This is a genomic window from Bradyrhizobium sp. HKCCYLRH3073, from assembly GCF_051167995.1.
Classification (GTDB): Bacteria; Pseudomonadota; Alphaproteobacteria; order Rhizobiales; family Xanthobacteraceae; genus Bradyrhizobium.
Window position 1 is genome coordinate 38,656 of the sequence record NZ_JBNPUD010000019.1, and the last position, 22,826, is coordinate 61,481.

Consider the following 22,826-nt stretch of genomic DNA (forward strand, 5'->3'; position numbering starts at 1 on the left):
AGCGGAACCGGACGAGACATGAATTCGCGCGTACCGTGGAGTAATGAAGGCATCGACCCGTCCGTCCGTGAAAGGGCCGAGGCCGCGGCGCAACGCGCCGGCATGACGCTGAACGACTGGATCAACTCCACGCTCGGCGCATCGGCCCCGCCCGATTTCCGCGGCAGCCCCGCGCCACGCAGCACGCCGACCGTCAGCCGCGATGCCCGCGAGGTGACCGACATCCATCAGCGGCTCGACTCCATCGCACGGCAGATCGAGCAGATGTCGCGCCCCGTCGCGCGCAAGGATGCGCCGCGCGACGAGCAGGGCGTCGCGCGCCAGCTCAACGACGCGATCTCGCGGCTCGACGCCCGCCTGTCACAGATCTCGACGCCGCTGCGCAAGCCGGACACCGAGGACCGCTATCGTGGTCCTGACGGCGTCGAGCGCGCCGCCGCACAGCTCTACCGGCCGGCCCAGGCGCTCAGCGCAGGCTCGTTCGACGTGGCCGTCGCCGAAATCAGCGCCCGCCAGAGCGAGCTCGACAATGCGCGCCCGCTGCCGCCGCACCAGGCGCCGCCGACCGCGCCTGCCATGGCATCCGCAGCAGCGCCGCTGATGACCCCGATCAGCGCGCCGCTGACGCCGCCGCAACCGGCGGCACCCACTCCCGATTTCTCGCTGCTCGAACGCCATCTGCTGAAGATCACGAGCCAGATCGAGGCGCTGCATCGCCCCGAGGACGGCATCGAGCAGTCGATCGCCGGCTTCCGCAACGAGCTCTCCGAGATCCGTCACGCCATTACCGAGGCGATGCCGCGCCGCGCGATCGAGTCGATCGAGAACGAGATCCGCTCGCTGTCGCGCCGCATCGACGAGAACCGCAACACCGGCGTCGACGGCCAGGCTCTGGCCGGCATCGAGCGCGCGCTGACCGACATCCGCGAGGTCGTCGGCTCGCTGAAGCCTGCCGAGCAGCTCGCCGTCTATGACGAGGCGATCCGCAATCTCGGCGCCAAGCTCGACCTGATCCTGCGCGCCAATGACGACCCCGGCACCGTGCAGCAGCTCGAAAGCGCCATCGCGGCGCTGCGTGCGATCGTCGCCAATGTCGCCTCCAACGACGCGCTGGAACGGCTGTCGGACGATCTCCGCCAGCTGTCGTCGAAGGTCGACCAGGTCACGCAGGCGCGCGACAATCACGACTCGTTCCACGAGTCGTTTGCGGCGCTCGAACAGCGCATCGCCGCGCTGACCTCGACCCTGGAGAGCCGCGAGCCGCCGGCGGCCGCGCCCGACAACACCGCCCAGATCGAGGACGCGCTGCGCGGCCTGTCCGACCGGATCGACCGCCTGCAGGTCGGCAGCGACGGCTCATCGGCGATCACGCATCTCGAACAGCGGATCAGCTACCTGCTGGAGCGGCTCGAAGCCGCCAACGACCCGCGCGGCGGCAACATGACCCGGGTCGAGGATGGCCTGCAGGACATCCTGCGCTATCTCGAACGGCAGCAGGCGACCTTCGCAGCGCTGGCGGAGAGCCGGTCGCAGCGCGAAACGTCGCAGGACGGCGGCCTGATCGACATGGTCAAGCGCGAGCTGTCCGACATCCGCTTCAGCCAGACCGAGACCGACCGCAACACCCAGGACTCGCTCGAGGCCGTCCACAACACGCTGGGGCACGTCGTCGACCGCCTCGCCATGATCGAAGGCGACCTGCGCAATGTGCGCGCCACCGCGAGCCCGCCGGCCGCGCTGCCGCCGCTGGCGCCGCCAATCGAGTCGCCGATGCCGGCCGCACGCGCGACAGCGCCCCAGGCCTATGCCGAGCCGGCCAAGCCAGAGCCTGCCTACCGCCCGGAGCTGCCCAATCCGGCGGCCGAGGAGCCAGCGGGACAGATTGTCGCTCCGGCCGCGGGTCAACAGGCGTTCGCAGCGGCCTCGCGCGACTTCCACGCCGCGCAGGCGCCATCGGCTGCCATGCCGCCGCCGATTCCGCCGAAGGCGATCGCCGACATCCTGGAGCCGCACGCAGCGCAGGCGCCCCGCCCGACCGTTTTCGTCCCCGAGCTGCCACCGGATCATCCGCTCGAACCCGGCACCCGTCCGCCTGGCCGGACCGCATCGCCCGCCGAGCGGATCGCCGCGTCCGAGGATGCCCTGAGCGAGCTTCCCGCCGGCAAGCGGGAGCCGGTGTCGACATCGAGCTTCATCGCGGCTGCGCGCCGCGCGGCGCAGGCCGCGGCGGCCGCACAGCCTGTGGACGCCAAGAAGGCGAAGAAGGACAAGCCGAAGGACAAGGCCAAGGAGCCGCCGAAAGACCTCCCCAAGGACGTCGCCAGCGACGCTGTCAAGCCCAAGGCCAAACCCAAGGACAAGCCGACGTTCGCTCTCACCGCCGAGGGCGACGAAGAGGTCTCGACCATCGGGTCGAAGATCCGTTCGCTCCTGGTCGGTGCAAGCGTCGTGGTGATCGTGCTCGGCACCTTCAAATTCGCGATGTCGCTGCTCGACAGCGGCAGCACGCCGCCGCCGATCTCGCCGATGGAGACTCAGGGCGAGGCGCCGCGCGCGCAGATGCCGTCGGCCTCGCCGAGCCTGTCGCCGCGGCCGACGACGCCCGACCAGAGCGCGCCGTCGTTGACCTCGCCGACGCCGCTCGACCGTCAGTCCTACAATCGGGCCATGCCGAGCGAAGCGGAGACGATCGCGATGCTCGCGATCCCGCAGGACGTCGAAAAGCCAGCCACCTTACCCGCTGCCGTCCCCACTGACGTCACCGGCACGATCCCCACCGCTGCCAACGGCCAGAAGCTCGGTTTGGTGCAGGTGCCCGCCTCCGAGAAGCTGCCCGATGCCATCGGCGGACTGGCGCTGCGCAATGCCGCACTGAAGGGTGATCCGACCGCCGCCTACGAAGTCGGCGTGCGCTTTGCCGAGGGCAAGGGTGTCGCGGCGAACTATGAGGAAGCCGCGAAGTGGTATGACCGCGCGGCGCAGGCCGGGCTGATCCCGGCGGTCTTCCGTCTCGGCACCTTCTACGAGAAGGGTCTCGGCGTGAAGAAGGACGCCGACATCGCCCGCCGCTACTACGTGGTCGCCGCCGAGCGCGGCAATGCCAAGGCGATGCACAATCTCGCCGTCCTGGACGCCGACGGCGGCGGCAAGGGCGCGAACTACAAGAGCGCCTCGCAATGGTTCCGCAAGGCCGCCGAGCGCGGCGTCGCCGATAGCCAGTTCAACCTCGGCATTCTCTATGCCCGTGGCATCGGCGTCGAACAGAACCTCGCCGAATCCTACAAATGGTTCACCCTGGCCGCAGCGCAGGGTGACGTCGACGCAGGGCGCAAGCGCGACGATGTCGCCAAGCGGCTCGATGTCCAGTCGCTCGCCGCGGCCAAGCTCGCGATCCAGACCTTCACGGTCGAACCGCAGCCCGACGACGCCGTGAACGTGCCGGCGCCCGCCGGCGGCTGGGATGGCACGCAGGCGATCGCCAGGGCAGCCGCCGCCAAGGCGGCCCTGGCGAAGCGCGCGGCGGCGACGGCGCCGCGCTGACACGGGTATAGCGCCCCCCCTCTCGACATGGACGAGCGCTCGCGCGCAGCCCAAAAAAATCCTCCCGGCTTGCGATCGCGCCGCCATAGTGTCGCGCGGTCGATCGATATAGATTGTCGCGGCGGATCATCACGAGCGCCGCGAGGAGCATCGACAGGTGTCAGCGGGGAACGAACAACCGGACGGCGCGCGCTTCCTGCAGTCGCCGACGGGGCCCCGCGTGCCGCCGCGGACCACGGCGAACGTCGCCGCTGCTCCGCCTCCTCGCCAACGAATGCAGCACGTGACCGACGGCTATCCTGCGGCGTTCCGATGGCGCCGGCTGGCTACCGTCATCTTCTTCGTTGCAATCGTGCTCGGCGGGGGCATTCGCGCCTACCGCGACCTGTCGCGGCCTGACGCCTGGTCGTTCTGGAAGGATCAGTACATTTCGCCAAGTCTGTCGGCGGCGCTGGTCGCCGACCCCGTCCTTGCCGGGCTGGGCGACAGGCGCGCCGTGCTCGCCGTCAGCGGCCCCATCGGACCAGCGGCGGCCGGCTGGCTGCGTGAGCGGATCAGCGAGGCCCGTCTCAAGCCGGGTGACGTGATCCTGCTGTCCTCGCCCGGTGGCAACCTCGACCAGGGGGTGCTGATGGGCGAGATCATCCGCGCCCACGGACTCGCGACCGCCGTCGGCGTGGCCGACAACGGCGGCCGCATCCGTCCGGGCTTCTGCGCCAGCGCCTGCGTGTTCGCCTTTGCCGGCGGGCAGACCCGCTACGGCCTCGATGGTTCGGCGCTCGGCGTGCACCGCTTCACGTCTGAGGCCCGCGGCGCTGACGCGGTCGCCGACACCCAGCGCGTCACCGGTGCCATCCTCGGCTACATGACGCGCATGGGCGTATCGTCGCAGGTCATCGAGGCGATGTCGCAGACCCGCGACATCCGCTGGCTCGATCCGAGCGATGCCGAGGCCATGAGGCTGGTGACCGCGCAGCTCAAGGCCCTTTGACCGAGCCCTCAGAACCCCACGCTCGGCGTCGGCGGATGTGACTTCGGGCGGGAATGACTGATCCCTTCGCTGCGATTTTCGGTTATGCAGGAGCTTGGCGTCCTGCATGGCATGCGCGGGATGCTCGCTCGAAGGATGGCAGAGGCCGCGCGGATGCAGATTTATCTTCCGATCGCCGACATCCCGGTCAACATCTTCCTGTTGCTGGCGATGGGCGCGGCCGTCGGCTTCGTCTCCGGCATGTTCGGCATCGGCGGCGGGTTCCTGATGACGCCGCTCCTGATCTTCGTCGGCATCACCCCAGCAGTTGCGGTCGCCTCGGTCTCCAGCCACATCGCCGCCTCGTCGTTCTCCGGCGCGCTGTCCTATTGGCGGCGGCGCGCCATCGATCCCTCGCTGGCCTCGGTGTTGATGATCGGCGGCGCGCTCGGCACGGGGCTCGGCGTCGCCACCTTCACCCTGCTGCGGTCGCTCGGCCAGCTCGATCTGATGATCGCGCTGTCCTATGTCGCGCTGCTGACGAGCGTCGGCGGCACGATGTTCTGGGAAGGCCTGCGCGCGATGATGCGCGCGCGCCAGGGCGCGGTCGCGACCGTGCGGCGTCCGGGCAGCCATGTCTGGATTCATGGCCTGCCGCTGAAGATGCGCTTCAAGCGCTCGAAGATCTACGTCTCCGTCATTCCGGTGATCGCCATCGGTCTGATCATCGGCTTCCTCGGCGCCGTGATGGGCATCGGCGGCGGCTTCATTCTGGTGCCCCTGCTGATCTACCTGCTGCGTGTGCCGACCTCGACCGTCATCGGCACCTCGATGGTCCTGACGCTCGCGACCATGATGATCGCGACCATGCTGCACGCGATGAGCAATCATCTGGTCGACGCCGTGCTGGCGCTGATCCTGATGGTCGGCGGCGTCACGGGCGCGCAGTTCGGGGCTCGCGCCGGCCAGATGATCCGCGGCGAGCAGTTGCGGCTGCTGCTCGGCCTGCTGATTCTCGCCGTCGGCATCCGGTTCGCGATCGAGCTCGTGATCAAGCCCGACGACCTGTTCACGATCCGCGAGACCGAGATCAGCCAATGACGCCGCTCCGCCTCGCCAGCCTTATCGTCATGCTGCTGCTGGCCGGCGCCGCATCCGCACGCGCCGAGCGCCTGATCGTCTCGGTCTCCAACCATCGCGTGACGGTGACGCCGAACTATTCCGGCGAGGAGCTGGTGCTGTTCGGCTCGGTCGAGAAGGACATCCAGACGCCGCCGGGCCGCACCGCCTATGACCTCGTCGTCACCGTCCGCGGACCGCGGGCCGACATGGTGACGCGACGCAAGGAACGAAAGTTCGGCATCTGGATCAACACCGACTCCCGCCAGTTCCTGAAAGTGCCCGGCTATCTGGCGCTGTTCGCCAACCGCCCCTTCGATGCGATGGCCGCGCCCGAGGTGCTGCGCCGGCAGCAGCTCGGACTCAACAACGTGCTGCTCACGCAGCGCGTCGGTCCCGACTATGCCGATGTCGTCCCGAACGACGCGTTCCGCAGCGCCTTCGTGCGGCTGCAGTCGCAGCACGGCCTGTACCGCGAGGATACGTCCGCGGTGACCTTCCTCACGCCGACGCTGTTCCGCACCGGAATCCCGTTGCCCGCTGCGGTCCCGATCGGCACCTACGAGGTCGAGATCAAGCTGCTCGCCGACGGCGCGCTGGTCACCAAGACCGAGACTGCGTTCGAGATCGTCAAGGTCGGCTTCGAGCAGTTCGTCGCGGCCTCCGCCAAGCAGAACGGCTTCGTCTATGGCCTGGTCACCGCCGCGATGGCGCTGATGACGGGATGGATGGCGTCGATCGTGTTCCGAAGGGACTAGTCGCTGTGCGAGGTCAGCGTTCGATCACCGTCCGCACACCTGGCTCCAGCAGCTTCAGCCGCGCCCCGAAGCCGAGTACGTCGAACGTGTTGCGCAGGTCCTGCGCGCTCTGCCGGAAATGTGCCCAGCCATCGGTGTGGACGGGAACGATCAGCGCGTCAGAAAACACCCGGGCCGTCTCGATCGTGTCGTTGGTGTCCATGGTCAGGTGGAACGGCCCGCGCGTCTGCGCCGCGCCAGCAAACGGCAGCACGATTCCCGCACGAAAGCGCCGCGCCACCTCGGCGACGCCGTCGTAGAACACGGTGTCGCCGCTGACATAGATCGGCGCAGACCCTTTCGACTGCAGCACGAATCCGATGACATCGCCCGCGACCGGCTCGATGCCGGCCGGACCGTGGCGCGCCGGGGTTGCCACAACCTTCAACGACCTGCCATTCTTCGTCAGCTCGGTTTCGCTCCAGGGCGCGAGCCCTTCGGCTGACGCCCCGAGCCGTATTGCACCGATCTCGGTGGTCAGCACGCGCCGCGCACGGGACAGGAAGGCCCGTCCGCCATGATCGAGATTGTCGGAATGCTGATCATGGCTGAGCAGCACTGCGTCGACGTCGCCGACCGCATCTGCCGTCAGCGCCGGTCGCGAGAGCTTCTCCAGGGTGACGTGCGGCAGCTGATATGTGCCGGGATCGTCGAAGGTCGGATCGGTCAGCAGGCGGAAACCGTCGATTTCGATCAGGGCGGTCGGGCCGCCGATCAGGGTGATCGCAACGCTCATGCTTGTGCTCCCACCGTGCGGGCCGGCGCCCGCGTGACCAGATAGATCCCGAGCGCGACGGGTATGACGCCGAGCAGGTCCTGCAGCGCCACGTGCTCGCCGAGCACCACGAAGGCGAAGATCATCGCCAGCGGCGGCATCACGAAGTGATAGGCGCTGGCGGCGGTCGCACCGCAGACCTTCAGGAGGTGAAACCAGAGCACGTAGGCGAGGATCGAGCCGCCGAGCACCAGGAAGGCGAACGCACCGATCAGTTGCGCATTCAGCACGATCTCGCCAACGTGCGACACGCCCAGCGCCACCGGCCAGAGCACCAGCCCGGCGGAGAGATTCTGGATTCCGTTGCCGACCCACAGGCTGCCCTTCGGCGCGAGTTGCTTGAAGAGGATGGTGCCGGTGACGATCGAGGCCAGCGCCGCCAGCGTATAGAGGATGCCTTCGAGGTGGTCGGTGCCGACGGACATGCGGTGCCAGACGATCATGGCGACGCCGATGGTGCCGAGCGCGAGGCCCGCGACCTTGCGCAGGGTCAGCGGCTCGCCAAGCAGCAGGGCGGCGAACACCGCGGTGAACACCGGATTGGCCGAGACGATCAGGCCGCCGAGCCCCGCCGACACCGTCTGCAAGCCGGTGTAGCCGAGGCCGAGATAGAGCGCGTTGTTGGCGATGCCGATGATCGCGAACACCGCCGCATCGCGCCAGCTCATGCGCAGCTCGCCCCGGATAGCCGGCACCGCGAGAATGAGCACGCCGGCGAGCGAGAACCGCGCCGCGAGCAGCAGCAGCGGCGGACAATAGGTGACGCCGATCTTGCCGGCGACGAAGGCAAAGCTCCACAGCAGGCAGAACAGGCCGATCTCGAGCGGCAGCAGGTTCGACTTCACGGGGGTCACCGCAACGGAGGATACGGACGACATCGGGGATCTCCTTCGTCCTCGATGTAGGGCTGTTCTTTCCCATCTGGAAATTAAATGATAGACTGAAACTCAGTGGTTTTCCAAATGGAGGCCAGGAATGCTCGATCTGGACCTGTTGCGCAGCTTCGTCTCGGTGGTCGAGGCGGGCGGTTTCACCCGCGCGGGCGAGCGCGTCCACCGTACGCAGTCGACGATCAGCCAGCAGATCCGGCGGCTCGAGGACGATCTCGGCCAGACGCTGCTCAACCGCGACGGCCGCGAGGTCACGCCGACCGAGGCCGGCGAACGGCTGTTGTCCTATGCCCGCCGCCTGCTCGCGCTTGCGGAGGAGGCCCGCGACGTCGTGGCACGTCCGGGTCCGGCCGGCGCGGTGAAGCTCGGCATTCCCGAGGACTTCGCCGCCTATCGGCTCGCCAAGCTGCTGGCTGCATTCTCGCGCGCCCACCCCGATCTGCGGCTCGACGTGCGTGCCGACCAGAGCCTCAACCTCAAGCGCGACATCGAGCGCGGCGACCTCGACCTGGCGCTGCTCAAGCGCGGCGCCGACGACTCACACGCGGCGATCGCGGCATGGCCGGAGCAGGTCTATTGGGTGACCAGCAAGAGCCATCCGGTCAGCCTCGATGCCCGCTCGCTGCCGCTGATCGGCTTCCCGCTCGGCTGCATCTATCGCACCCGCGCGATCCATGCGCTGGAGAGCGAGGGACGCGCCTGGCACATGGCCTACACATCGTCGAGCCTCGCCGGTATCCAGGCCGCGGTTGCCGCCGGGATGGGGCTGAGCATTCTCTCCGACATGTCGGTGCAGGCGGAGCACCGCGTGCTGACGGCCCGCGAAGGCTTTGCGCCGATCGACCGCACCGAGGTCGCGCTGGTCGCCTCGCCGGACGCCAGCCCGGCGACGCTGCGGCTCGCGGACCGGCTGGCCGAGTTCTGCGAGAAGGTGCAGGCGAAGGCGGCGTGACGAGCATCTGTCTACCCCTCCTGCCACTCTGCCGCCACGACGGCGGTGCGTCCCCTCTCCCGCTTGCGGGGGAGGGCTAGGGAGGGGGCCGCTCCAGCAGCGCTGCGCGCGACGCCCCCTCTCCAACTCTCCCCCGCACGCGGGGGAGAGGGCGCAGCGGAGTTCCTTGCGGGTATGATCAGTGCAATCCGAATTCATCCAACTGCCGACCATTCACTGAACTAATAACACCGCGCCGCGGCGATGCTGTGCAGCCTGGTATCGCCCAGCACATGCGCGATGAAGGCACGCTTGGGAAACAGCTTGGCAAAGGCTGCGTCGCGCACGCTCAGGCCGCCGGCATAGGCGCCGAACGCCGGCATCACGGCGCGCTCGCCGTCGGAGACGAAGCAGCGCCGCTCCAAAGTGCGGGCTCGTGTTGCCACGCGCGCCTTGGGATGCAGATGGCCGGCGATCTCGCCGCGCGCGCCGGTCGGTTCGTGGCGGAAGCTGATCGCGCCGATCGTGATCGCGTCGACCACCTCGCCGCCGATGCCACGCGGTGCCGGATCGTGGTTGCCCGTGATCCAGATCCAGTCGCGGCCAACCTGGAGGTTGGCGATGCAGGCGCGATCGTCGCCGGTCAGGCGCGTATGCGCGTCGCGATCGTGAAAACTGTCGCCGAGCGCGATCACGATGCGCGGATTGTAGTGGGCGATCACGGCTGTGAGGCGATTGAGGGTCGCGACGGTATCGAACGGCGGCAGCAAGGTGCCGCGCGAGGCGTAGCTCGAGCCCTTTTCCAGATGCAGATCGGAGACGACGAGCAGGCGCTGCTCGTCCCACACCAGCGCGCCGGAGAGATCGACGCGCAGCGCGGTGCCGGCGACGTCCATCATGCCCGATGCACAGAAAGTCCCCCGCAAGTCCGCCTCGCTTCTCGATCTACCCCATCGCTTCCTTCACGAGTTCCTCGGCAGCCTCGGCCAGAAGCTCGTCGGCGGCCTCGCCATAGACGGATTCGCGGCCGATTTCCAGCATCACCGGCACCGCCAGCGGCGAGACGCGATCGAGTTCCCGATGGGTGATTCGTCCCTCGATGCGCTGGAGCATATCACCGAGTCGCTTCAGATCGAGCAGGCCGGTGGCGGCATCGGCGCGCGCCGCGCGCAACAGCATGTGATCGGGCTGATGCCGGCGCAGCACGTCGTAGACCAGATCGGTCGAGAACAGCACCTGGCGGCGGGTCTTCTCCTCGGTCGTCGACCGCCGCGCGATCAGGCCGGAGATGATGGCGCAGGAGCGGAACGTGCGCTTCATCAGCGCGGATTCGGCGAGCCATGCCTCGAGATCGTCGCCGAGCATATCCGGGTCGAACAAAGCTGCGAGGTCGAGCCGCCCCTGCTTGACCATCAGCGACATGTCGCCGAGCCCCCACACCGCAAGCGCATATTCATTGGCGACGAAGCCGAGCGGCCGGGCGCGCGCCCGCTCGAGCCGGCGCGTCAGCAGCATGCCGAGCGTCTGATGCGCGAGCCGGCCTTCGAACGGATAGCAGACGATGTAGTGCTTGTTGGAGCGCGGAAAGGTCTCGACGAGCAGCTCGCGCCGAGCCGGGATGCGCGACACGTCCTTCTGCAACGACAGCCAGTCGCGCACCTGCTCCGGCAACGCGCTCCAGGCCGTGCGGTCGTCGAGCAGGCCGCGCACGCGCTCGGCGAGATAGGTCGACAGCGGAAACTTGCCGCCCATATAGGACGGCACCTTCGGATCGGAGTCGTTGGCCCTGCTGACATAGACCTGGTCCTCGGCCAGCGCCTCGTAGCGCACGATCTCGCCGCTGAACACGAAAGTGTCGCCGAGCGTGAGGCCTTCGATGAACGCCTCCTCGATCTCGCCGAGCAGCCGGCCGCCGCGCGCGATCGCGCCGGTCGCTCCCGTGCCGCCGCCGCGCGCGCGCACCAGCCGCACCTTCAGCATCGCTTCTTCGACGATGGTGCCGACGTTCAGGCGATAGCTCTGCCGCACCTTGGGATTGGCGACGCGCCAGCGGCCCTTCGCATCCTGCTTGATGCGCGCGAACCGCTCATAGGTCTTCAGCGCGTAGCCGCCGGTGGCGACGAAGTCGACGACGTCGTCGAAATCGGCCCGCGACAGCGACGCATAGGGCGCGGTGGTGATCACCTCCGCATAGAGTTCGTCGCTGAGAAACGGCTCGGCGCAGGCGCAGCCGAGCACGTGCTGGGCCAGCACGTCGAGCGCGCCAATGCGCAGCGGCGGCGTGTCCTGCGCGTTGTCGGCGATGGCGTCGATCGCCACCGAGCATTCCAGCACCTCGAAGCGGTTGGCCGGCACCAGCACCGCGCGCGAGGCCTCGTCGAGCCGGTGATTGGCGCGGCCGATCCGCTGCATCAGCCGCGAGCAGCCCTTGGGCGCGCCGACATTGATGACGAGGTCGACGTCGCCCCAGTCGACGCCGAGATCGAGCGAGGAGGTGCAGACGACGCCGCGCAGCCGGCCGGCCGACATCGCGTCCTCGACCTTGCGGCGCTGTGCGACGTCGAGCGAGCCGTGATGCAGGGCAATGGCGAGGTTGTCGTCGTTGATGCGCCAGAATTCCTGGAACAGCATCTCGGCCTGACTGCGGGTGTTGACGAACACGAGCGTGGTCTTGTTCTTCTTGATCAGCTCGTACATCTCGGCCAGCGCGTGGCGCGCGCTGTGGCCGGCCCAGGGCAACCGCTCCTGGGTGTCGAGCATCTCGACGACCGGCGGTGCGGCGCCGCCGGCGACCACGACATCGGCCGCAGCGATGCCGCCGCGCGGCTGCGGCACCAGGAAGCGCGCGAGCTGCTCGGGCTCGGCGACCGTCGCCGACAGGCCGATCATGCGCATGTCCGGCGCGAGCCGCCACAGCCGTGCCAGCGCGAGCGACAAGAGATCGCCGCGCTTGGAGGTGACCAGCGCGTGCAGCTCGTCGAGCACGACGCGCTTCAGCGAGGAAAACAGGAACGGCGCATCGTCCGACGACAGCAGCAGCGCCATCTGCTCGGGTGTGGTCAGCAAAATGTCCGGCGGATAGCGGCGCTGCCGCTGCCGGCGCGACACCGGCGTGTCGCCGGTGCGGGTCTCGACCTTGATCGGCAGGCCCATCTCGGAGATCGGCGCCTCGAGATTGCGCGCGATGTCGACCGCGAGCGCCTTGAGCGGCGAGATGTAGAGCGTGTGCAGGCCGGTGGAGCGAACGACGGATCGCCCCGTTGAAATCACCTTTGCAGCTGCCGGGTTGGTTCCTGCTACTCGCGAAGACGAAGGATCGGGATCCGCGGCAGTGGACTCGCCGGATTCGTGCGAGGCGTACCGGCGTGAAGGCGCGGGACTCATCGATACTTCCGCCGGAGGCCCCCCTCCCCGCCCCTCCCCCACAAGGGGGGAGGGAGAGGAGAGAGCGGATTGTTTGGCGCGAGCAGATCGGTCATTCGACGCAGAGGCCGAGCCCAATTCCACCAAGGTTGGCAGGAACCCGGCGAGCGTCTTGCCGGCACCGGTCGGGGCGATCAGCAGTGCCGACCGGTTGGCCCGCGCCTTGTCGAGCAGCGCGAGCTGATGCGCGCGCGGCGCCCAGCCGCGCGCCGCGAACCATTTTGCGAAATGGTCAGGCAGCGCGGCGCTGTCGTCGGACGGGACTGGTGAGACGCGGGGCGGCACCGGGGGAAGGTAGGCAGTCACGCGCGGTTCGTCGAGGGTCGGGGCGATAACACGCGATTGCCTCGACCACCTCCGCCGTCGGCCCAGCCCATGCTGAAGCGCACCAGCGCCTCAGCAAACTCCTTTGTCGTTCCTGCGAACGCAGGGACCCATAGCCACCGGCCCCGACGAGACGATGACTGGCAGTTATGCCTGACCGATTGACCCCGCGGTATGGGTCCCTGCGCTCGCCGGCACGACACCGGAGAGTGCGGCCACAGCTCCGGTGTCATCATCCGATGGAGAGAAAATCCCTACTCTGTCATCGGCTTCTCGGAGATGCTCCAATCCTTGCCGTCGAAGATCGAGATGTAGAGCGTCTTCATCGGCGTGTAGTCGTCCGGCGTGTAGGCGTAGTTGACGCCATCGAGGAAGAACGGCGAGTGGAAGCCCGCGAGCGTCGTGGCGTGCTTGAGCACGTTCTCGCGGGTCAGCGTGTCGCCGCAGCGGCGCAGGATCTCGCCCATCGACACCGCCTGGCCGTAGCCGGCATAGGCGATGGTGTTGTCGGGATCGATGTTGGGCAGGTACTTGGCGCGCAGCGCCTCGAAACCCTTGACGTCCGGGTCGTCCTTCCATTGCGGCACGCCGGCATCCTTGGAATATCGGATGGCGACGATGTCCTTGGCATTCTCGAGTCCGGCGGCCGAGAGAATCGAGCGGCCGGTCGAGCCGGCCGACAACAGCTGCAGCGGCTTCCAGCCGAGCTCGGCCACCTTGCGGATCGACTGCGACGTCGCCTTGCCGGTGGTGATGTTGTAGAACACGTCGGCGCCGGACTTCGACAGGTTGATGAGCTGGGAGTCCACCGTCGGCTCGGTGAGATCATAGGTCTGCTCCATGATCACCTGCGCCTTGCCGCCGGCATCGGCCAGCACCTTCTTGAACGGTCCCAGGAAATCGCGGCCGAAATCGTCGTTCTGATAGAGGATGCCGATCTTGGCTTCCGGCTTCACGCTCAGCACATGCTTGGCGAGGATGCGCGCCTCCGTCGGATAAAGCGGCAGGCCGGCCATGGTCCATTTGTAGTTCTTGGGGTCGTTCCACTTCGAGGCGCCGGTGTTGAGCAGGAGCTGCGGCACGCCCTTGGAGTTGAGGTATTTGTGCACGGCGGTCTGCGGCGCGGTGCCGAGCGAGCCGTACAGCGCCAGCACCTCGTCCTGCTCGACCAGCCGCCGGGTCGCCTCGACGCATTTCGGCGCGCTATAGGCATCGTCCATCGTCAGGAACTTGACCTTGCGCCCATTGATGCCGCCCTGCTCGTTCAGCATCTGGAAATAGGCCTCGCCGACACGGCCGAGCACACCATACAGCGAGCCGGGGCCGGAATGCGGAATGGTCTGGCCGATCCTGATCTCGGTATCGCTGGCGCCGGCGTCATACTTCTTCTCGGCGGCCCAGACATAGGGCGAAGCGATCGTCGAGGCGCCGATGGTCGCAAGCGCGGTGGCGCAGAAATCGCGCCGCGTCAGATGTTTTTTCATTTTTGTCTCTCCCTGGACTGCCGGCATTTTTTGGCATCGGGAGAGCTGCGGCAAGAGCGAAGTTGCCGCATTGGACGCCGCGTGCAACGCATTCAATAGCGTGTAGACTCAAGTCCTGGTGGCAACCACGGCCAGGCCGCGCACCGGCAATTGCTCCTCGGTCCGCGGCGACGCCGGCGCGAGATGGGCCAGCTTCAATCCCGCGGCCGCAATCACGCCACGGACATATTCCGCGCCATGGGCATAGCGCAGCCCCTTGCCCATGATGACACCGTCGCCGTCATGGGTCTCGACGGTGAAGGTCAGCAGCCCCCCCGGCATCAGCACACGTTGCGCCTCGCGCAACACCGGGCCGAGGTCGCCGACATAGACCATCGCATCGGCAGCAAGAATGAGATCCGCAGACGCATCGTCCTGGCGCGCCAGCCCTGCCGTCATATCGTCGACCTCGAGCCCGGCATAGAGCCCGGTGGCGCGCGCTTCCGCGATCATGCCGGCCGACAGGTCGATCCCGATGATGCTGTCGACATTCTTGGCGAACGCCCCCGCGCCCAGCCCGGTGCCGCAGCCGAGATCGATCGCGCGCTTGAAGTAGGCCGGCTTGCGCTCAGCGGCGCGCACCGCGAGCACGGCCTTGAACAGGATGTTCGGCGCCCGGTAGTTGAGCCGCTCGATCAGCTCGGACTCGAAGCGCGGCGCGTATTGGTCGAACAGCGACTGCACATAGGCCTTCGGCATATCCGACAGCGGCGCGGCACCGAGCTGCATCAGCCGCACGCCGGCGCCATGGCGGTCATCCGGATCGGCGGCCCGGGCGTTCTGGAACGCGGCGACCGCCTTGTCGGTTTCGCCGAGCGCAATCCTGATCTGGCCGAGCTCGAACCACGCCGAGGCGAAGTTCGGCGCGACCTCGATGGCCTGCTCCATCACCTCCGCGGCCGCGGCCAGATCGCCCTTCAATTGCAGGTCGCGGGCGAACTCGTAGCGGCGGTCGGCGATCAGGTCGCCGGAGGAGAGGAAGAAACGGTGGGGCATGCTGGAACCGTGGTCTGGGCGGGCTGTCATTCCAGGAGATGGATGCGCGGGTCAAGCCCGCGCATCCCGGCCGGGAATGGGACAGGCTGAAAATCCGGCTGACGAGACCTATATGAACTTGATGCGCCCGCAAGACATTCTGTTGCCCGTTCCGTCCGGCCTGTGCTGCAAGTCCGGCGGCTTTCATATCGATCCCGTGCGCCCGGTCGAACGGGCGCTGATCACGCATGGCCATTCCGACCACGCCCGTGCCGGCCACGGCGCGGTGCTGGCGACGCAGGAGACGCTGGACATCATGCGGCTGCGCTATGGCGAGAATTTTGCCGGCAACACGCAGCCGATCCGCTATGGCGAGGAGATCAGGCTCGGCGACGTCACCGTGAGCTTCCACCCGGCGGGCCATGTGCTGGGCTCGGCGCAGATCAAAGTGTCCTGCGGCGGGACCTGCATCGTCGCCTCCGGCGACTACAAGGATGCGCGCGATCCGACCTGTACGCCGTTCGAGCTCGTGCAATGCGACGTCTTCATCACCGAGGCGACGTTCGGCTTGCCCGTGTTCCGTCACGGCGACGCGGCGCTGGAGGTCAACAAGCTGCTGGCCTCGGTAGCGCTGTTTCCCGAGCGCGCGCATCTGGTCGGCGCGTATTCGCTCGGCAAGGCGCAGCGCGTGATCGCGCTGATCCGCGAGGCCGGCTATGATCGGCCGATCTACCTGCATGGCGCGATGGAGAAGATCACGCGCTACTATCAGGACAAGGGCATCGCGCTGGGCGAGCTGCGGCCTGTGAAGGGCGTCAAGAAGGCCGAGCTCGCCGGCACCATCACGCTTGCGCCGCCGAGCGCGACCTCCGACCTGTGGACGCGGCGCTTTCCCGATCCCGTCACCGCCTTCGCCTCGGGCTGGATGCGGGTGCGCGCCAGGGCCCGGCAGCGCGGCATCGAGCTGCCGCTGGTGATTTCTGACCATGCCGACTGGGCCGGGCTGACCGCGACGATCGCGGCGACCGGCGCAAGCGAAGTGTGGGTCACCCATGGCCAGGAGGACGCGCTGGTGCATTGGTGCCAGTCGCGCGGGCTTGCCGCGCGGCCGCTCGACCTGGTCGGCTACGGCGACGAGGAGGAGAGCGAAGTGGCGGCGACGGAGGACGCCGAGGCATGAACCGCTTCGCCGAGCTGCTCGACCGCCTCGCCTACGAGCCCGGCCGCAACAACAAGCTGCGGCTGCTGACGGCGTATTTCCGCGAGGTCGGGGACCCCGATCGCGGCTACGCGCTATCAGCGCTGACCGGCGCGCTGTCGTTCAAGCACGCCAAGCCGGCCCTGATCCGCGATCTCATCGCCGCGCGCACCGATCCGGCGCTGTTCGCGCTGTCGTATGACTATGTCGGCGATCTCTCGGAGACGGTCGCGCTGATGTGGCCGAAGGGCGCTCCTAATGAGCAGCTCGTTTCCGGGTACCCCTCTCCCCAGCCCTCCCCCACAAGGGGGGAGGGAGCCGAGTGGGACCCGGAGTTTGCATCTCATTCGATAGCGAACGGCAGCTCGAAAAGTGCTCTTGCTCCTCCGAGCACCACTCCCTCCGTTCCCTCCCCCCTTGTGGGGGAGGGTCAGGGAGGGGGGTGCCACACAGGCGGTTTCCCTGAAGCGCACACACCCGGATCGCACGCCGCAGGCCACAACAACCCGCCACCGCCGACGCTGACCGAGGTCGTCACCACCTTGCGCACGCTCGGCAAGACGGAGATGCCGCGGCAGCTCGCGCAATGGCTGGATGAACTCGACGAAACTGGGCGCTGGGCACTGCTGAAGCTCGTCACCGGCGCCCTGCGCATCGGCATCTCCGCGCGCCTCGCCAAGACCGCGGCCGCCGCCCTCGGCGACAAGGACCCGCACGAGGTCGAGCTGATCTGGCCGGGCCTCGCGCCGCCCTATCTCGACCTGTTCGCCTGGCTGGAAGGCCGCGGCGACAAGCCGGTCAATCGCGATCCCGCGCCGTTCCGGCCGGTGATGCTGGCGCATGCCGTCGACGACGACGACTTCGCCAACATGAAGGCAGCCGACTACATCGCGGAATGGAAATGGGACGGCATCCGCGTGCAGGCAGTGAGCGGCCGCGAGGCCGATGGCCGCGTCGTCACGCGGCTGTATTCGCGCAGCGGCGAGGACATCACGGCAAGCTTCCCGGACCTGCTGCCCTCGCTGCATCTGCCCGGCGCGCTCGACGGGGAGCTGCTGGTGGTGCGCGACCGTCGCGTGCAGAGCTTCAACGTGCTGCAGCAGCGGCTGAACCGCAAGACGGTGTCGCCGAAGCTGATGAAGGAGTATCCGATCCACCTGCGCGCCTACGACCTGCTCGGCGATGAGGAGCACGATCTGCGCGAGCTGCCGTTCGAACAGCGGCGCGAGCGGCTCGAAGCGTTCATCCGGCGTCTGGATGACCCGCGCGTCGACCTGTCGCCGACGATTGCGTTCGCGACCTGGGACGAGCTGAAGGCTGCGCGTGCCAATCCCGCCTCGGCCGGCGCCGGCGACGATGCCGAGGCAGTCGAAGGCGTGATGCTGAAGCGGCGGGACGCGCTGTATCTGCCCGGCCGTCCCAAGGGGCAATGGTGGAAGTGGAAGCACGATCCGCACATCATCGATGCCGTGCTGATGTATGCGCAGCGCGGCCATGGCAAGCGCTCGTCCTATTACTCCGACTACACGTTCGGCGTCTGGACGGCAGGAGACGGCGGCGATCAGCTCGTCCCCGTCGGCAAGGCCTATTTCGGCTTCACCGACGAGGAGCTACTGCAGATCGACCGCTTCGTCCGCCGCAACACCACCGAGAAGTTCGGTCCCGTGCGGCATGTCGTGCACGAGCCCGAGCAGGGCCTTGTGCTCGAAGTGGCGTTCGAGGGCCTGCAGCGCTCGCCGCGGCACAAATCCCGCATCGCGATGCGCTTTCCGCGCATCAGCCGGCTGCGCTGGGACAAGCCGCCGCGCGACGCCGACCGGCTGGAGACGCTGGAGCGCCTGCTGAAGAGCGAGGCGCTGGCGTGACAGCGTCTCGCGTGTCTAGACCCCAAAATGGCCTGACAATAGGGGACTCGTCATGCCCGGGCTTGACCCGCCTGCGCGGCCGTAGCCGCTTCGGCACGGCGAAGGCCCGGGCATCCATCCTCACTCGAAAGATGGATGGCCGGGTCAAGCCCGGCCATGACAGCATCGAAATGCGCGGCGATCCGCAAATGTCCGGCAGCGCGAAGGAACATTAAATGCCGGCAACCGGCTTGCGGTGCTGAGCCGGGTTCCCCACCTGCCCTGCCGTGCCTTATAATCGGGCTCGCGAATCCGACGAACCCGCCTGGAGACGATGCCATGTCGAACGACGTCAGGGACTATCCGGCCCGCGCCCGCAGCTCGGATGGCCTGTACCGTTTTCTCGGCGGCTCGCCGCTGTCGGTGGCGTTCCGGCTTGTGCTGCTGTCGATCCTGGTCGGCGTGGTGCTGTCGGCCATCGGCTTCGATCCGCTGAACATCCTGCACAGCATCCGGCTGCTGTTCATCCGGCTGTACGAGCTCGGTTTCGACGCCTTCAACTGGCTGTGGCGCTACTTCCTGCTCGGCGCCGTGATCGTGATCCCGATCTGGTTCCTGTCGCGGCTGTTCGCCCCGCGCGGCCGATAGAGAGCCGCAGCCGATGCAGCTCCGCTTCGTCGGCTGCGGCGACGCGTTCGGATCGGGCGGCAGGTCCAACACCTGCTTCCATCTGACCGGCCAGCGCACCAACCTGCTGATCGACTGCGGCGCCTCGTCGCTGCCGGCGCTGAAGCGGCTCGGCATCGCCTGCAACGCCATCGAACTGATCCTGATCACGCATTTCCATGGCGATCATTTCGCCGGCCTGCCGTTCCTGCTGCTCGATGCGCAGTTCTCACGGCGAACGACGCCGCTGGTGATCGCCGGCCCCGCCGGCATCGCGGCGCGGCTGACGCAGGTGATGGAAGCGCTGTTCGAGCATTCGTCGACGACGCCGCGCAATTTCGAGCTGTCGGTGATCGAGCTGGTGCCCGAGGAGACGACGCGCTTCGGTGACATCAGCGTGACGCCGTTTGCGGTGGTGCACGGCAACTCCGGAGGGCCGTTTCTCGGCTACCGCATCGAGGCGGAAGGCAAGGTCGTCGCCTATACGGCCGACACCGAATGGACCGACAGCCTGATCCGGCTCGGCCGCGACGCCGACCTGCTGATCGCCGAGGCCTATACCTACGACAAGGCGGTGAAGAACCATCTCAGCCTCGCGACGCTGGAGGCGCATCTCGATGCTATCAGGCCGAAGCGGCTGGTGCTCACCCATATGAGCGACGACATGCTGGGCCGGCTGGACCGCATCGACCACGTGGCCGCGCATGACGGCATGAGCATCGACCTCTAGCCGGGAGACGCGAAAGGCCGCTAAGAACGGCAGAGACGCGCGTGTCGCGCGTTTCGCCAATCAAAGAGCCGTTCTTGACCGCTTCAGCCAAAGTCACGACTGCGCAGGTGTTCGACATCGCGGGCCCCGCGATGATCGCCAATCTGACCACGCCGCTGATCGGCATCGTCTCGACCACGGCGATCGGCAGGCTCGGTGAAGCGGCCATGCTCGGCGGCGTCGCCATGGCCTCGGTGATCTTCGACTGCCTGTTCTGGCTGTTCGCGTTCCTCCGCGCCAGCACGCTCGCCTTCACTGCGCAATCGCTCGGCGCCGGCGAGACCGACGAGATCCTGATGGTCCTGGTCCGCGGCCTCGTGCTGGCCGCGCTGATCGGCGTCAGCCTGATCGCGCTGCAACTGCCGCTGGGCGCGATCATCTTCGACATCATGGGCGGCAGCGACGCCGTGCTGAGCGCGGCCCACAGCTATTTCATCGTCCGGATCTGGTCGGCGCCCCTGGCGCTCGCCAACTACGTGCTGCTCGGCTGGCTGGTCGGACTGGCGCGTGCGCGGCTGGCCTTGGGCGTTCAGGTCGCGATCAACCTGATCAACATGGCCGCGACCATCCTGTTCGTCCAGGTGCTGCAGGCCGGCATCGCCGGCGCGGCGATCGCCGCCGTGATCGCGGAAACGGTCGGTGTCGCGATCGGCCTCGTGCTGGCGCGCCGATTGGTCAAGGCCGACGCCCGGATGTCGCGTGCGGCGCTGCTCGACCGCGCCAAGCTGATGCACATGATGGCCGTCAACCGCGACATCATGATCCGCACCGCGGCGATGATCGTGGCCTTCCTGTTCTTCACCTCGCAAGGCGCGCGCGCCGGCGACACGACGCTCGCCGCAAACGCGGTGCTGAACAATTTCCTGCTGGTGGCCGCCTTCTTCCTCGACGGGCTCGCCAATGCCGCCGAGCAGCTCTGCGGCTACGCGTTCGGCGCGCGCAACAAGGACGCCTTCGCCGGCGCCACGAGGCTGGTGCTGACCTGGGGCTTCGGCTTCGCGTTCGCGGTGGCCGCGATCTTCGCGCTGTTCGGGCCGGTGCTGATCGACGTGATGACGGCAAGCGATGCCGTGCGCCGTGCGGCGCGCGACTACCTGCCGTTCGTGGTGGCGTCGCCGCTGCTGTCGGTGTTCGCCTTCGCATTCGACGGCGTCTATATCGGCGCCACCTGGGCGCGCGACATGCGCAACCTCATGGTGGCGGCGCTGGTCGTCTTCCTCGGCACCTGGCTGGCGCTGCGCGGCTTCGGCAATACGGGCCTGTGGATCGCGATGCTGAGCTTCTACGCGGCCCGCGGCGGCTTCCAGGCCGCACGCTATCCGGCGCTGTTGCGGGCGTCGTTCGGGAAATCATGAGGGTCGTAGGGCGGGCAAAGCGCAGCGTGCCCGCCGCCTTCCTTGACGTGCAAAGGGTGGGCACGCTGCGCTTTGCCCACCCTACATTCTTGTCGACGATAGACCGCGCGCTAGACCGGCCAATCCTCGGCGGTGATCGTGGCGGCATCGGCGCCCACGATCTCCGACAGCGAATCGCGTCCCGTGCGCAGCAGGGTCGAAGTCAGGTCGGCCTTGATGCTCTCGACCAGGCCGAGGCCCTTGTAGACCAGCGAGGAATACAGCTGGATCAGGCTGGCGCCGGCGCGGATCTTGGTCAGCGCGGCGCCGCCGGTGTCGATGCCGCCGACGCCGATCAGCGGGAACGCGCCTTCGACGCGCACGAAGGTCTCGGCCACCATGCGGGTCGACAGCCGGAACAGCGGCCGCCCGGACAGGCCGCCCTGCTCCCTGGCGCGCAACTGCTCGCGCAGCGAGCTCGGCCGGGCGAGCGTCGTGTTCGACACGATCATGCCGTCGACGCCGCGCGAGCGGGCGACGTGGACGACGTCGTCGAGCTCGGCGAGGCTGAGATCGGGGGCGATCTTGAGCAGAACCGGGGTGTCACCGGATTTCCGCCTGATACGGTCGCGCGCCTCGAGCACCTTGGACAAGAGCTCGTCGAGCTGCGAGGCCTGCTGCAGATTGCGCAGGCCCGGCGTGTTGGGCGAGGAGATGTTGACGGTGAAATAGCTCGCCACTGGCGCGAAGGTCTCGATCAGCCGGACATAGTCGGCGACGCGGTCGGCCGAATCCTTGTTGGCCCCGACATTGACGCCGACGATGCCGCCCTGATGAGCGCGGCCGGCCAGCCGGCGCAGCACGATCTCGGCGCCGTCATTGTTGAAGCCCATGCGGTTGATGACCGCCTCGTCGCGCTCCAGCCGGAACAGCCGCGGGCGCGGATTGCCGCTCTGCGGCCGCGGGGTCACCGAACCGATCTCGACGAAGCCGAAGCCGAGCCGCAGCAGCGCGTCCGGCACCTCGGCGTTCTTGTCGAAGCCGGCGGCCATGCCGACCGGGTTAGGGAAGTTCAGCCCGAAGGCGCGCACCGCGAGCTTGGCATCATCCGGTCGCGGCTTGATCGCCGGCAGCAGCTTCAGGCCCTGGATGGCGAGCCGGTGCGCATCCTCGGCGTCGAGCCATCGGAGCAGCGGCAGCGAGAGCTGGTCGAAAGCGCGGATCACGGCTTCAATTCCGGAAGGTCGTGGCCGCCATCGGCACGGCTGTGCATCTGGTGAACGGCGGTCACGGCGCCGAGATCGAGCTCGCCATACAAATGCGGGAACAGCTCGTCGTTGCGCGAGCGCTCCCAGCGTAAGCCTGCCCCCAGCGCATCCGCCTCGACCTCGACCAGGAACAGCGCGCTCTGCCCCGAGAAGTGCTTCCGCGCCGTCTCCGGCACCTGGGAGGCGGTCGAAAAATGGATGAACCCGTCGCGCAGATCGTCCGCGCTGCCGCGGTACACGCCCAGCCGCTCCGCCTCGCGCCAGGCCGAAGCTGAGCAGATTTTGTAGATTTTGGGCACCTTCGCGCGGTCCTGGCTTGAGCTTGAGTTTGCTGATGTTTTCGGGAGCGGCCGACCGTATCGGCAGGGGGCGGCGAACTCAAGCATCGTTTGCCCGGGACAGTTCAGCGGCTGACCCGCTCAGGTTGTATCCGAGCGACGGCGAATTCGCGAGGGTGCAACCGGTTCCTCAGCAAGAGTT

The 22,826-nt window shown here is 67.7% G+C and carries 19 protein-coding genes; 11 read left to right on the forward strand and 8 right to left on the reverse strand.

Annotated features, from left to right (window positions below):
* The first annotated feature begins 18 nt into the window (after nt 1–18).
* The 4 genes from ACQR1X_RS29695 (at nt 19) to ACQR1X_RS29710 (ending at nt 6,387) form a co-directional block, all read left to right on the forward strand.
* A complete protein-coding gene (locus tag ACQR1X_RS29695) occupies nt 19–3,540 on the forward strand; it encodes a hypothetical protein (protein WP_434900155.1) in 3,522 nt (1,173 codons plus the stop codon).
* A gap of 157 nt (nt 3,541–3,697) precedes the next feature.
* Nucleotides 3,698–4,531 (forward strand): hypothetical protein, encoded by an 834-nt coding sequence (locus tag ACQR1X_RS29700; protein ID WP_434900156.1) that lies wholly within the window; start codon nt 3,698–3,700, stop codon nt 4,529–4,531.
* Nucleotides 4,532–4,684: 153 nt separating this feature from the next.
* Nucleotides 4,685–5,611, forward strand: a complete 927-nt coding sequence (locus tag ACQR1X_RS29705; protein WP_316181963.1) for a sulfite exporter TauE/SafE family protein — start codon at nt 4,685–4,687, stop codon at nt 5,609–5,611.
* Nucleotides 5,608–6,387: a TIGR02186 family protein gene (locus ACQR1X_RS29710; protein WP_315801558.1), complete on the forward strand. Its 780-nt coding sequence runs from the start codon at nt 5,608–5,610 to the stop codon at nt 6,385–6,387. The genes ACQR1X_RS29705 and ACQR1X_RS29710 overlap by 4 nt, the downstream gene beginning before the upstream one ends.
* 13 nt (nt 6,388–6,400) lie before the next feature.
* On the opposite strand, the gene ACQR1X_RS29715 is transcribed toward ACQR1X_RS29710, so the two are convergent.
* Nucleotides 6,401–7,162, reverse strand: a complete 762-nt coding sequence (locus ACQR1X_RS29715) for an MBL fold metallo-hydrolase (protein WP_315801559.1) — start codon at nt 7,160–7,162, stop codon at nt 6,401–6,403.
* On the reverse strand, nt 7,159–8,079 hold the full coding sequence (locus ACQR1X_RS29720) for a DMT family transporter (protein ID WP_434900157.1): 921 nt from the start codon (nt 8,077–8,079) through the stop codon (nt 7,159–7,161). The genes ACQR1X_RS29715 and ACQR1X_RS29720 overlap by 4 nt, the downstream gene beginning before the upstream one ends.
* A gap of 97 nt (nt 8,080–8,176) precedes the next feature.
* On the opposite strand from ACQR1X_RS29720, the gene ACQR1X_RS29725 reads away from it, so the two are divergent.
* Nucleotides 8,177–9,043, forward strand: a complete 867-nt coding sequence (locus ACQR1X_RS29725) for a LysR family transcriptional regulator (RefSeq protein WP_434900158.1) — start codon at nt 8,177–8,179, stop codon at nt 9,041–9,043.
* A 221-nt stretch (nt 9,044–9,264) separates the two neighbouring features.
* Here ACQR1X_RS29725 and pdeM read toward each other — a convergent pair whose 3' ends face one another.
* From pdeM to ACQR1X_RS29745, 4 genes are all read right to left on the reverse strand, one after another.
* The gene (gene pdeM / locus ACQR1X_RS29730; protein WP_434900171.1) at nt 9,265–9,918 is read right to left on the reverse strand and encodes a ligase-associated DNA damage response endonuclease PdeM; all 654 of its coding nucleotides are present in this window, start codon (nt 9,916–9,918) and stop codon (nt 9,265–9,267) included.
* A gap of 49 nt (nt 9,919–9,967) precedes the next feature.
* Nucleotides 9,968–12,730 carry a ligase-associated DNA damage response DEXH box helicase gene (locus ACQR1X_RS29735; protein WP_434900172.1) on the reverse strand — a complete coding sequence of 921 codons (2,763 nt, stop codon included), beginning with the start codon at nt 12,728–12,730 and terminating at the stop codon, nt 9,968–9,970.
* Nucleotides 12,731–13,023: 293 nt separating this feature from the next.
* Entirely contained in the window at nt 13,024–14,253 is a 1,230-nt protein-coding gene (locus tag ACQR1X_RS29740) for an ABC transporter substrate-binding protein (protein ID WP_316181968.1), read from the reverse strand.
* A 108-nt stretch (nt 14,254–14,361) separates the two neighbouring features.
* A complete protein-coding gene (locus ACQR1X_RS29745) occupies nt 14,362–15,288 on the reverse strand; it encodes a methyltransferase domain-containing protein (RefSeq protein WP_434874828.1) in 927 nt (308 codons plus the stop codon).
* Nucleotides 15,289–15,409: 121 nt separating this feature from the next.
* Between ACQR1X_RS29745 and ACQR1X_RS29750 the strand changes: the two genes are divergently transcribed.
* The 6 genes from ACQR1X_RS29750 to ACQR1X_RS29775 all read left to right on the forward strand — a co-directional run bounded on the left by ACQR1X_RS29750 (nt 15,410) and on the right by ACQR1X_RS29775 (nt 21,099).
* Nucleotides 15,410–16,447 carry a ligase-associated DNA damage response exonuclease gene (locus tag ACQR1X_RS29750; protein WP_434900173.1) on the forward strand — a complete coding sequence of 346 codons (1,038 nt, stop codon included), beginning with the start codon at nt 15,410–15,412 and terminating at the stop codon, nt 16,445–16,447.
* Nucleotides 16,444–18,330 (forward strand): ATP-dependent DNA ligase, encoded by a 1,887-nt coding sequence (locus ACQR1X_RS29755; RefSeq protein WP_434900159.1) that lies wholly within the window; start codon nt 16,444–16,446, stop codon nt 18,328–18,330. Before ACQR1X_RS29750 ends, ACQR1X_RS29755 begins: the two co-directional genes overlap by 4 nt.
* A 62-nt stretch (nt 18,331–18,392) precedes the next feature.
* Nucleotides 18,393–18,545, forward strand: coding sequence for a hypothetical protein (locus tag ACQR1X_RS29760; RefSeq protein ID WP_434900160.1), 153 nt, complete (start codon nt 18,393–18,395; stop codon nt 18,543–18,545).
* 103 nt (nt 18,546–18,648) lie between these two features.
* On the forward strand, nt 18,649–18,957 hold the full coding sequence (locus ACQR1X_RS29765) for a DUF6460 domain-containing protein (protein WP_315801566.1): 309 nt from the start codon (nt 18,649–18,651) through the stop codon (nt 18,955–18,957).
* 13 nt (nt 18,958–18,970) lie between these two features.
* Complete coding sequence (locus ACQR1X_RS29770) at nt 18,971–19,705, forward strand: MBL fold metallo-hydrolase (protein ID WP_434900161.1); 735 nt, start codon at nt 18,971–18,973, stop codon at nt 19,703–19,705.
* A gap of 107 nt (nt 19,706–19,812) precedes the next feature.
* Entirely contained in the window at nt 19,813–21,099 is a 1,287-nt protein-coding gene (locus tag ACQR1X_RS29775) for an MATE family efflux transporter (RefSeq protein WP_434900174.1), read from the forward strand.
* A 110-nt stretch (nt 21,100–21,209) separates the two neighbouring features.
* Here the strand turns inward: ACQR1X_RS29775 and ACQR1X_RS29780 are convergent, their stop codons facing one another.
* Together ACQR1X_RS29780 and ACQR1X_RS29785 are read right to left on the reverse strand one after the other, a co-directional pair.
* The gene (locus tag ACQR1X_RS29780; RefSeq protein ID WP_315801568.1) at nt 21,210–22,304 is read right to left on the reverse strand and encodes a quinone-dependent dihydroorotate dehydrogenase; all 1,095 of its coding nucleotides are present in this window, start codon (nt 22,302–22,304) and stop codon (nt 21,210–21,212) included.
* The gene (locus ACQR1X_RS29785; RefSeq protein ID WP_315801569.1) at nt 22,301–22,645 is read right to left on the reverse strand and encodes a DUF952 domain-containing protein; all 345 of its coding nucleotides are present in this window, start codon (nt 22,643–22,645) and stop codon (nt 22,301–22,303) included. The genes ACQR1X_RS29780 and ACQR1X_RS29785 overlap by 4 nt, the downstream gene beginning before the upstream one ends.
* Nucleotides 22,646–22,826: the final 181 nt, after the last annotated feature.

Coding starts and splice junctions, on each gene's coding strand:
- ACQR1X_RS29695 (WP_434900155.1), top strand. CDS start 19: ATGAATTCGCGCGTACCGTGGAGTAATGAAGGCATCGACCCGTCCGTC.
- ACQR1X_RS29705 (WP_316181963.1), top strand. CDS start 4,685: ATGCAGATTTATCTTCCGATCGCCGACATCCCGGTCAACATCTTCCTG.
- ACQR1X_RS29710 (WP_315801558.1), top strand. CDS start 5,608: ATGACGCCGCTCCGCCTCGCCAGCCTTATCGTCATGCTGCTGCTGGCC.
- ACQR1X_RS29715 (WP_315801559.1), bottom strand. CDS start 7,162: ATGAGCGTTGCGATCACCCTGATCGGCGGCCCGACCGCCCTGATCGAA.
- ACQR1X_RS29720 (WP_434900157.1), bottom strand. CDS start 8,079: ATGTCGTCCGTATCCTCCGTTGCGGTGACCCCCGTGAAGTCGAACCTG.
- ACQR1X_RS29725 (WP_434900158.1), top strand. CDS start 8,177: ATGCTCGATCTGGACCTGTTGCGCAGCTTCGTCTCGGTGGTCGAGGCG.
- pdeM (WP_434900171.1), bottom strand. CDS start 9,918: ATGGACGTCGCCGGCACCGCGCTGCGCGTCGATCTCTCCGGCGCGCTG.
- ACQR1X_RS29740 (WP_316181968.1), bottom strand. CDS start 14,253: ATGAAAAAACATCTGACGCGGCGCGATTTCTGCGCCACCGCGCTTGCG.
- ACQR1X_RS29745 (WP_434874828.1), bottom strand. CDS start 15,288: ATGCCCCACCGTTTCTTCCTCTCCTCCGGCGACCTGATCGCCGACCGC.
- ACQR1X_RS29750 (WP_434900173.1), top strand. CDS start 15,410: ATGCGCCCGCAAGACATTCTGTTGCCCGTTCCGTCCGGCCTGTGCTGC.
- ACQR1X_RS29755 (WP_434900159.1), top strand. CDS start 16,444: ATGAACCGCTTCGCCGAGCTGCTCGACCGCCTCGCCTACGAGCCCGGC.
- ACQR1X_RS29765 (WP_315801566.1), top strand. CDS start 18,649: ATGTCGAACGACGTCAGGGACTATCCGGCCCGCGCCCGCAGCTCGGAT.
- ACQR1X_RS29770 (WP_434900161.1), top strand. CDS start 18,971: ATGCAGCTCCGCTTCGTCGGCTGCGGCGACGCGTTCGGATCGGGCGGC.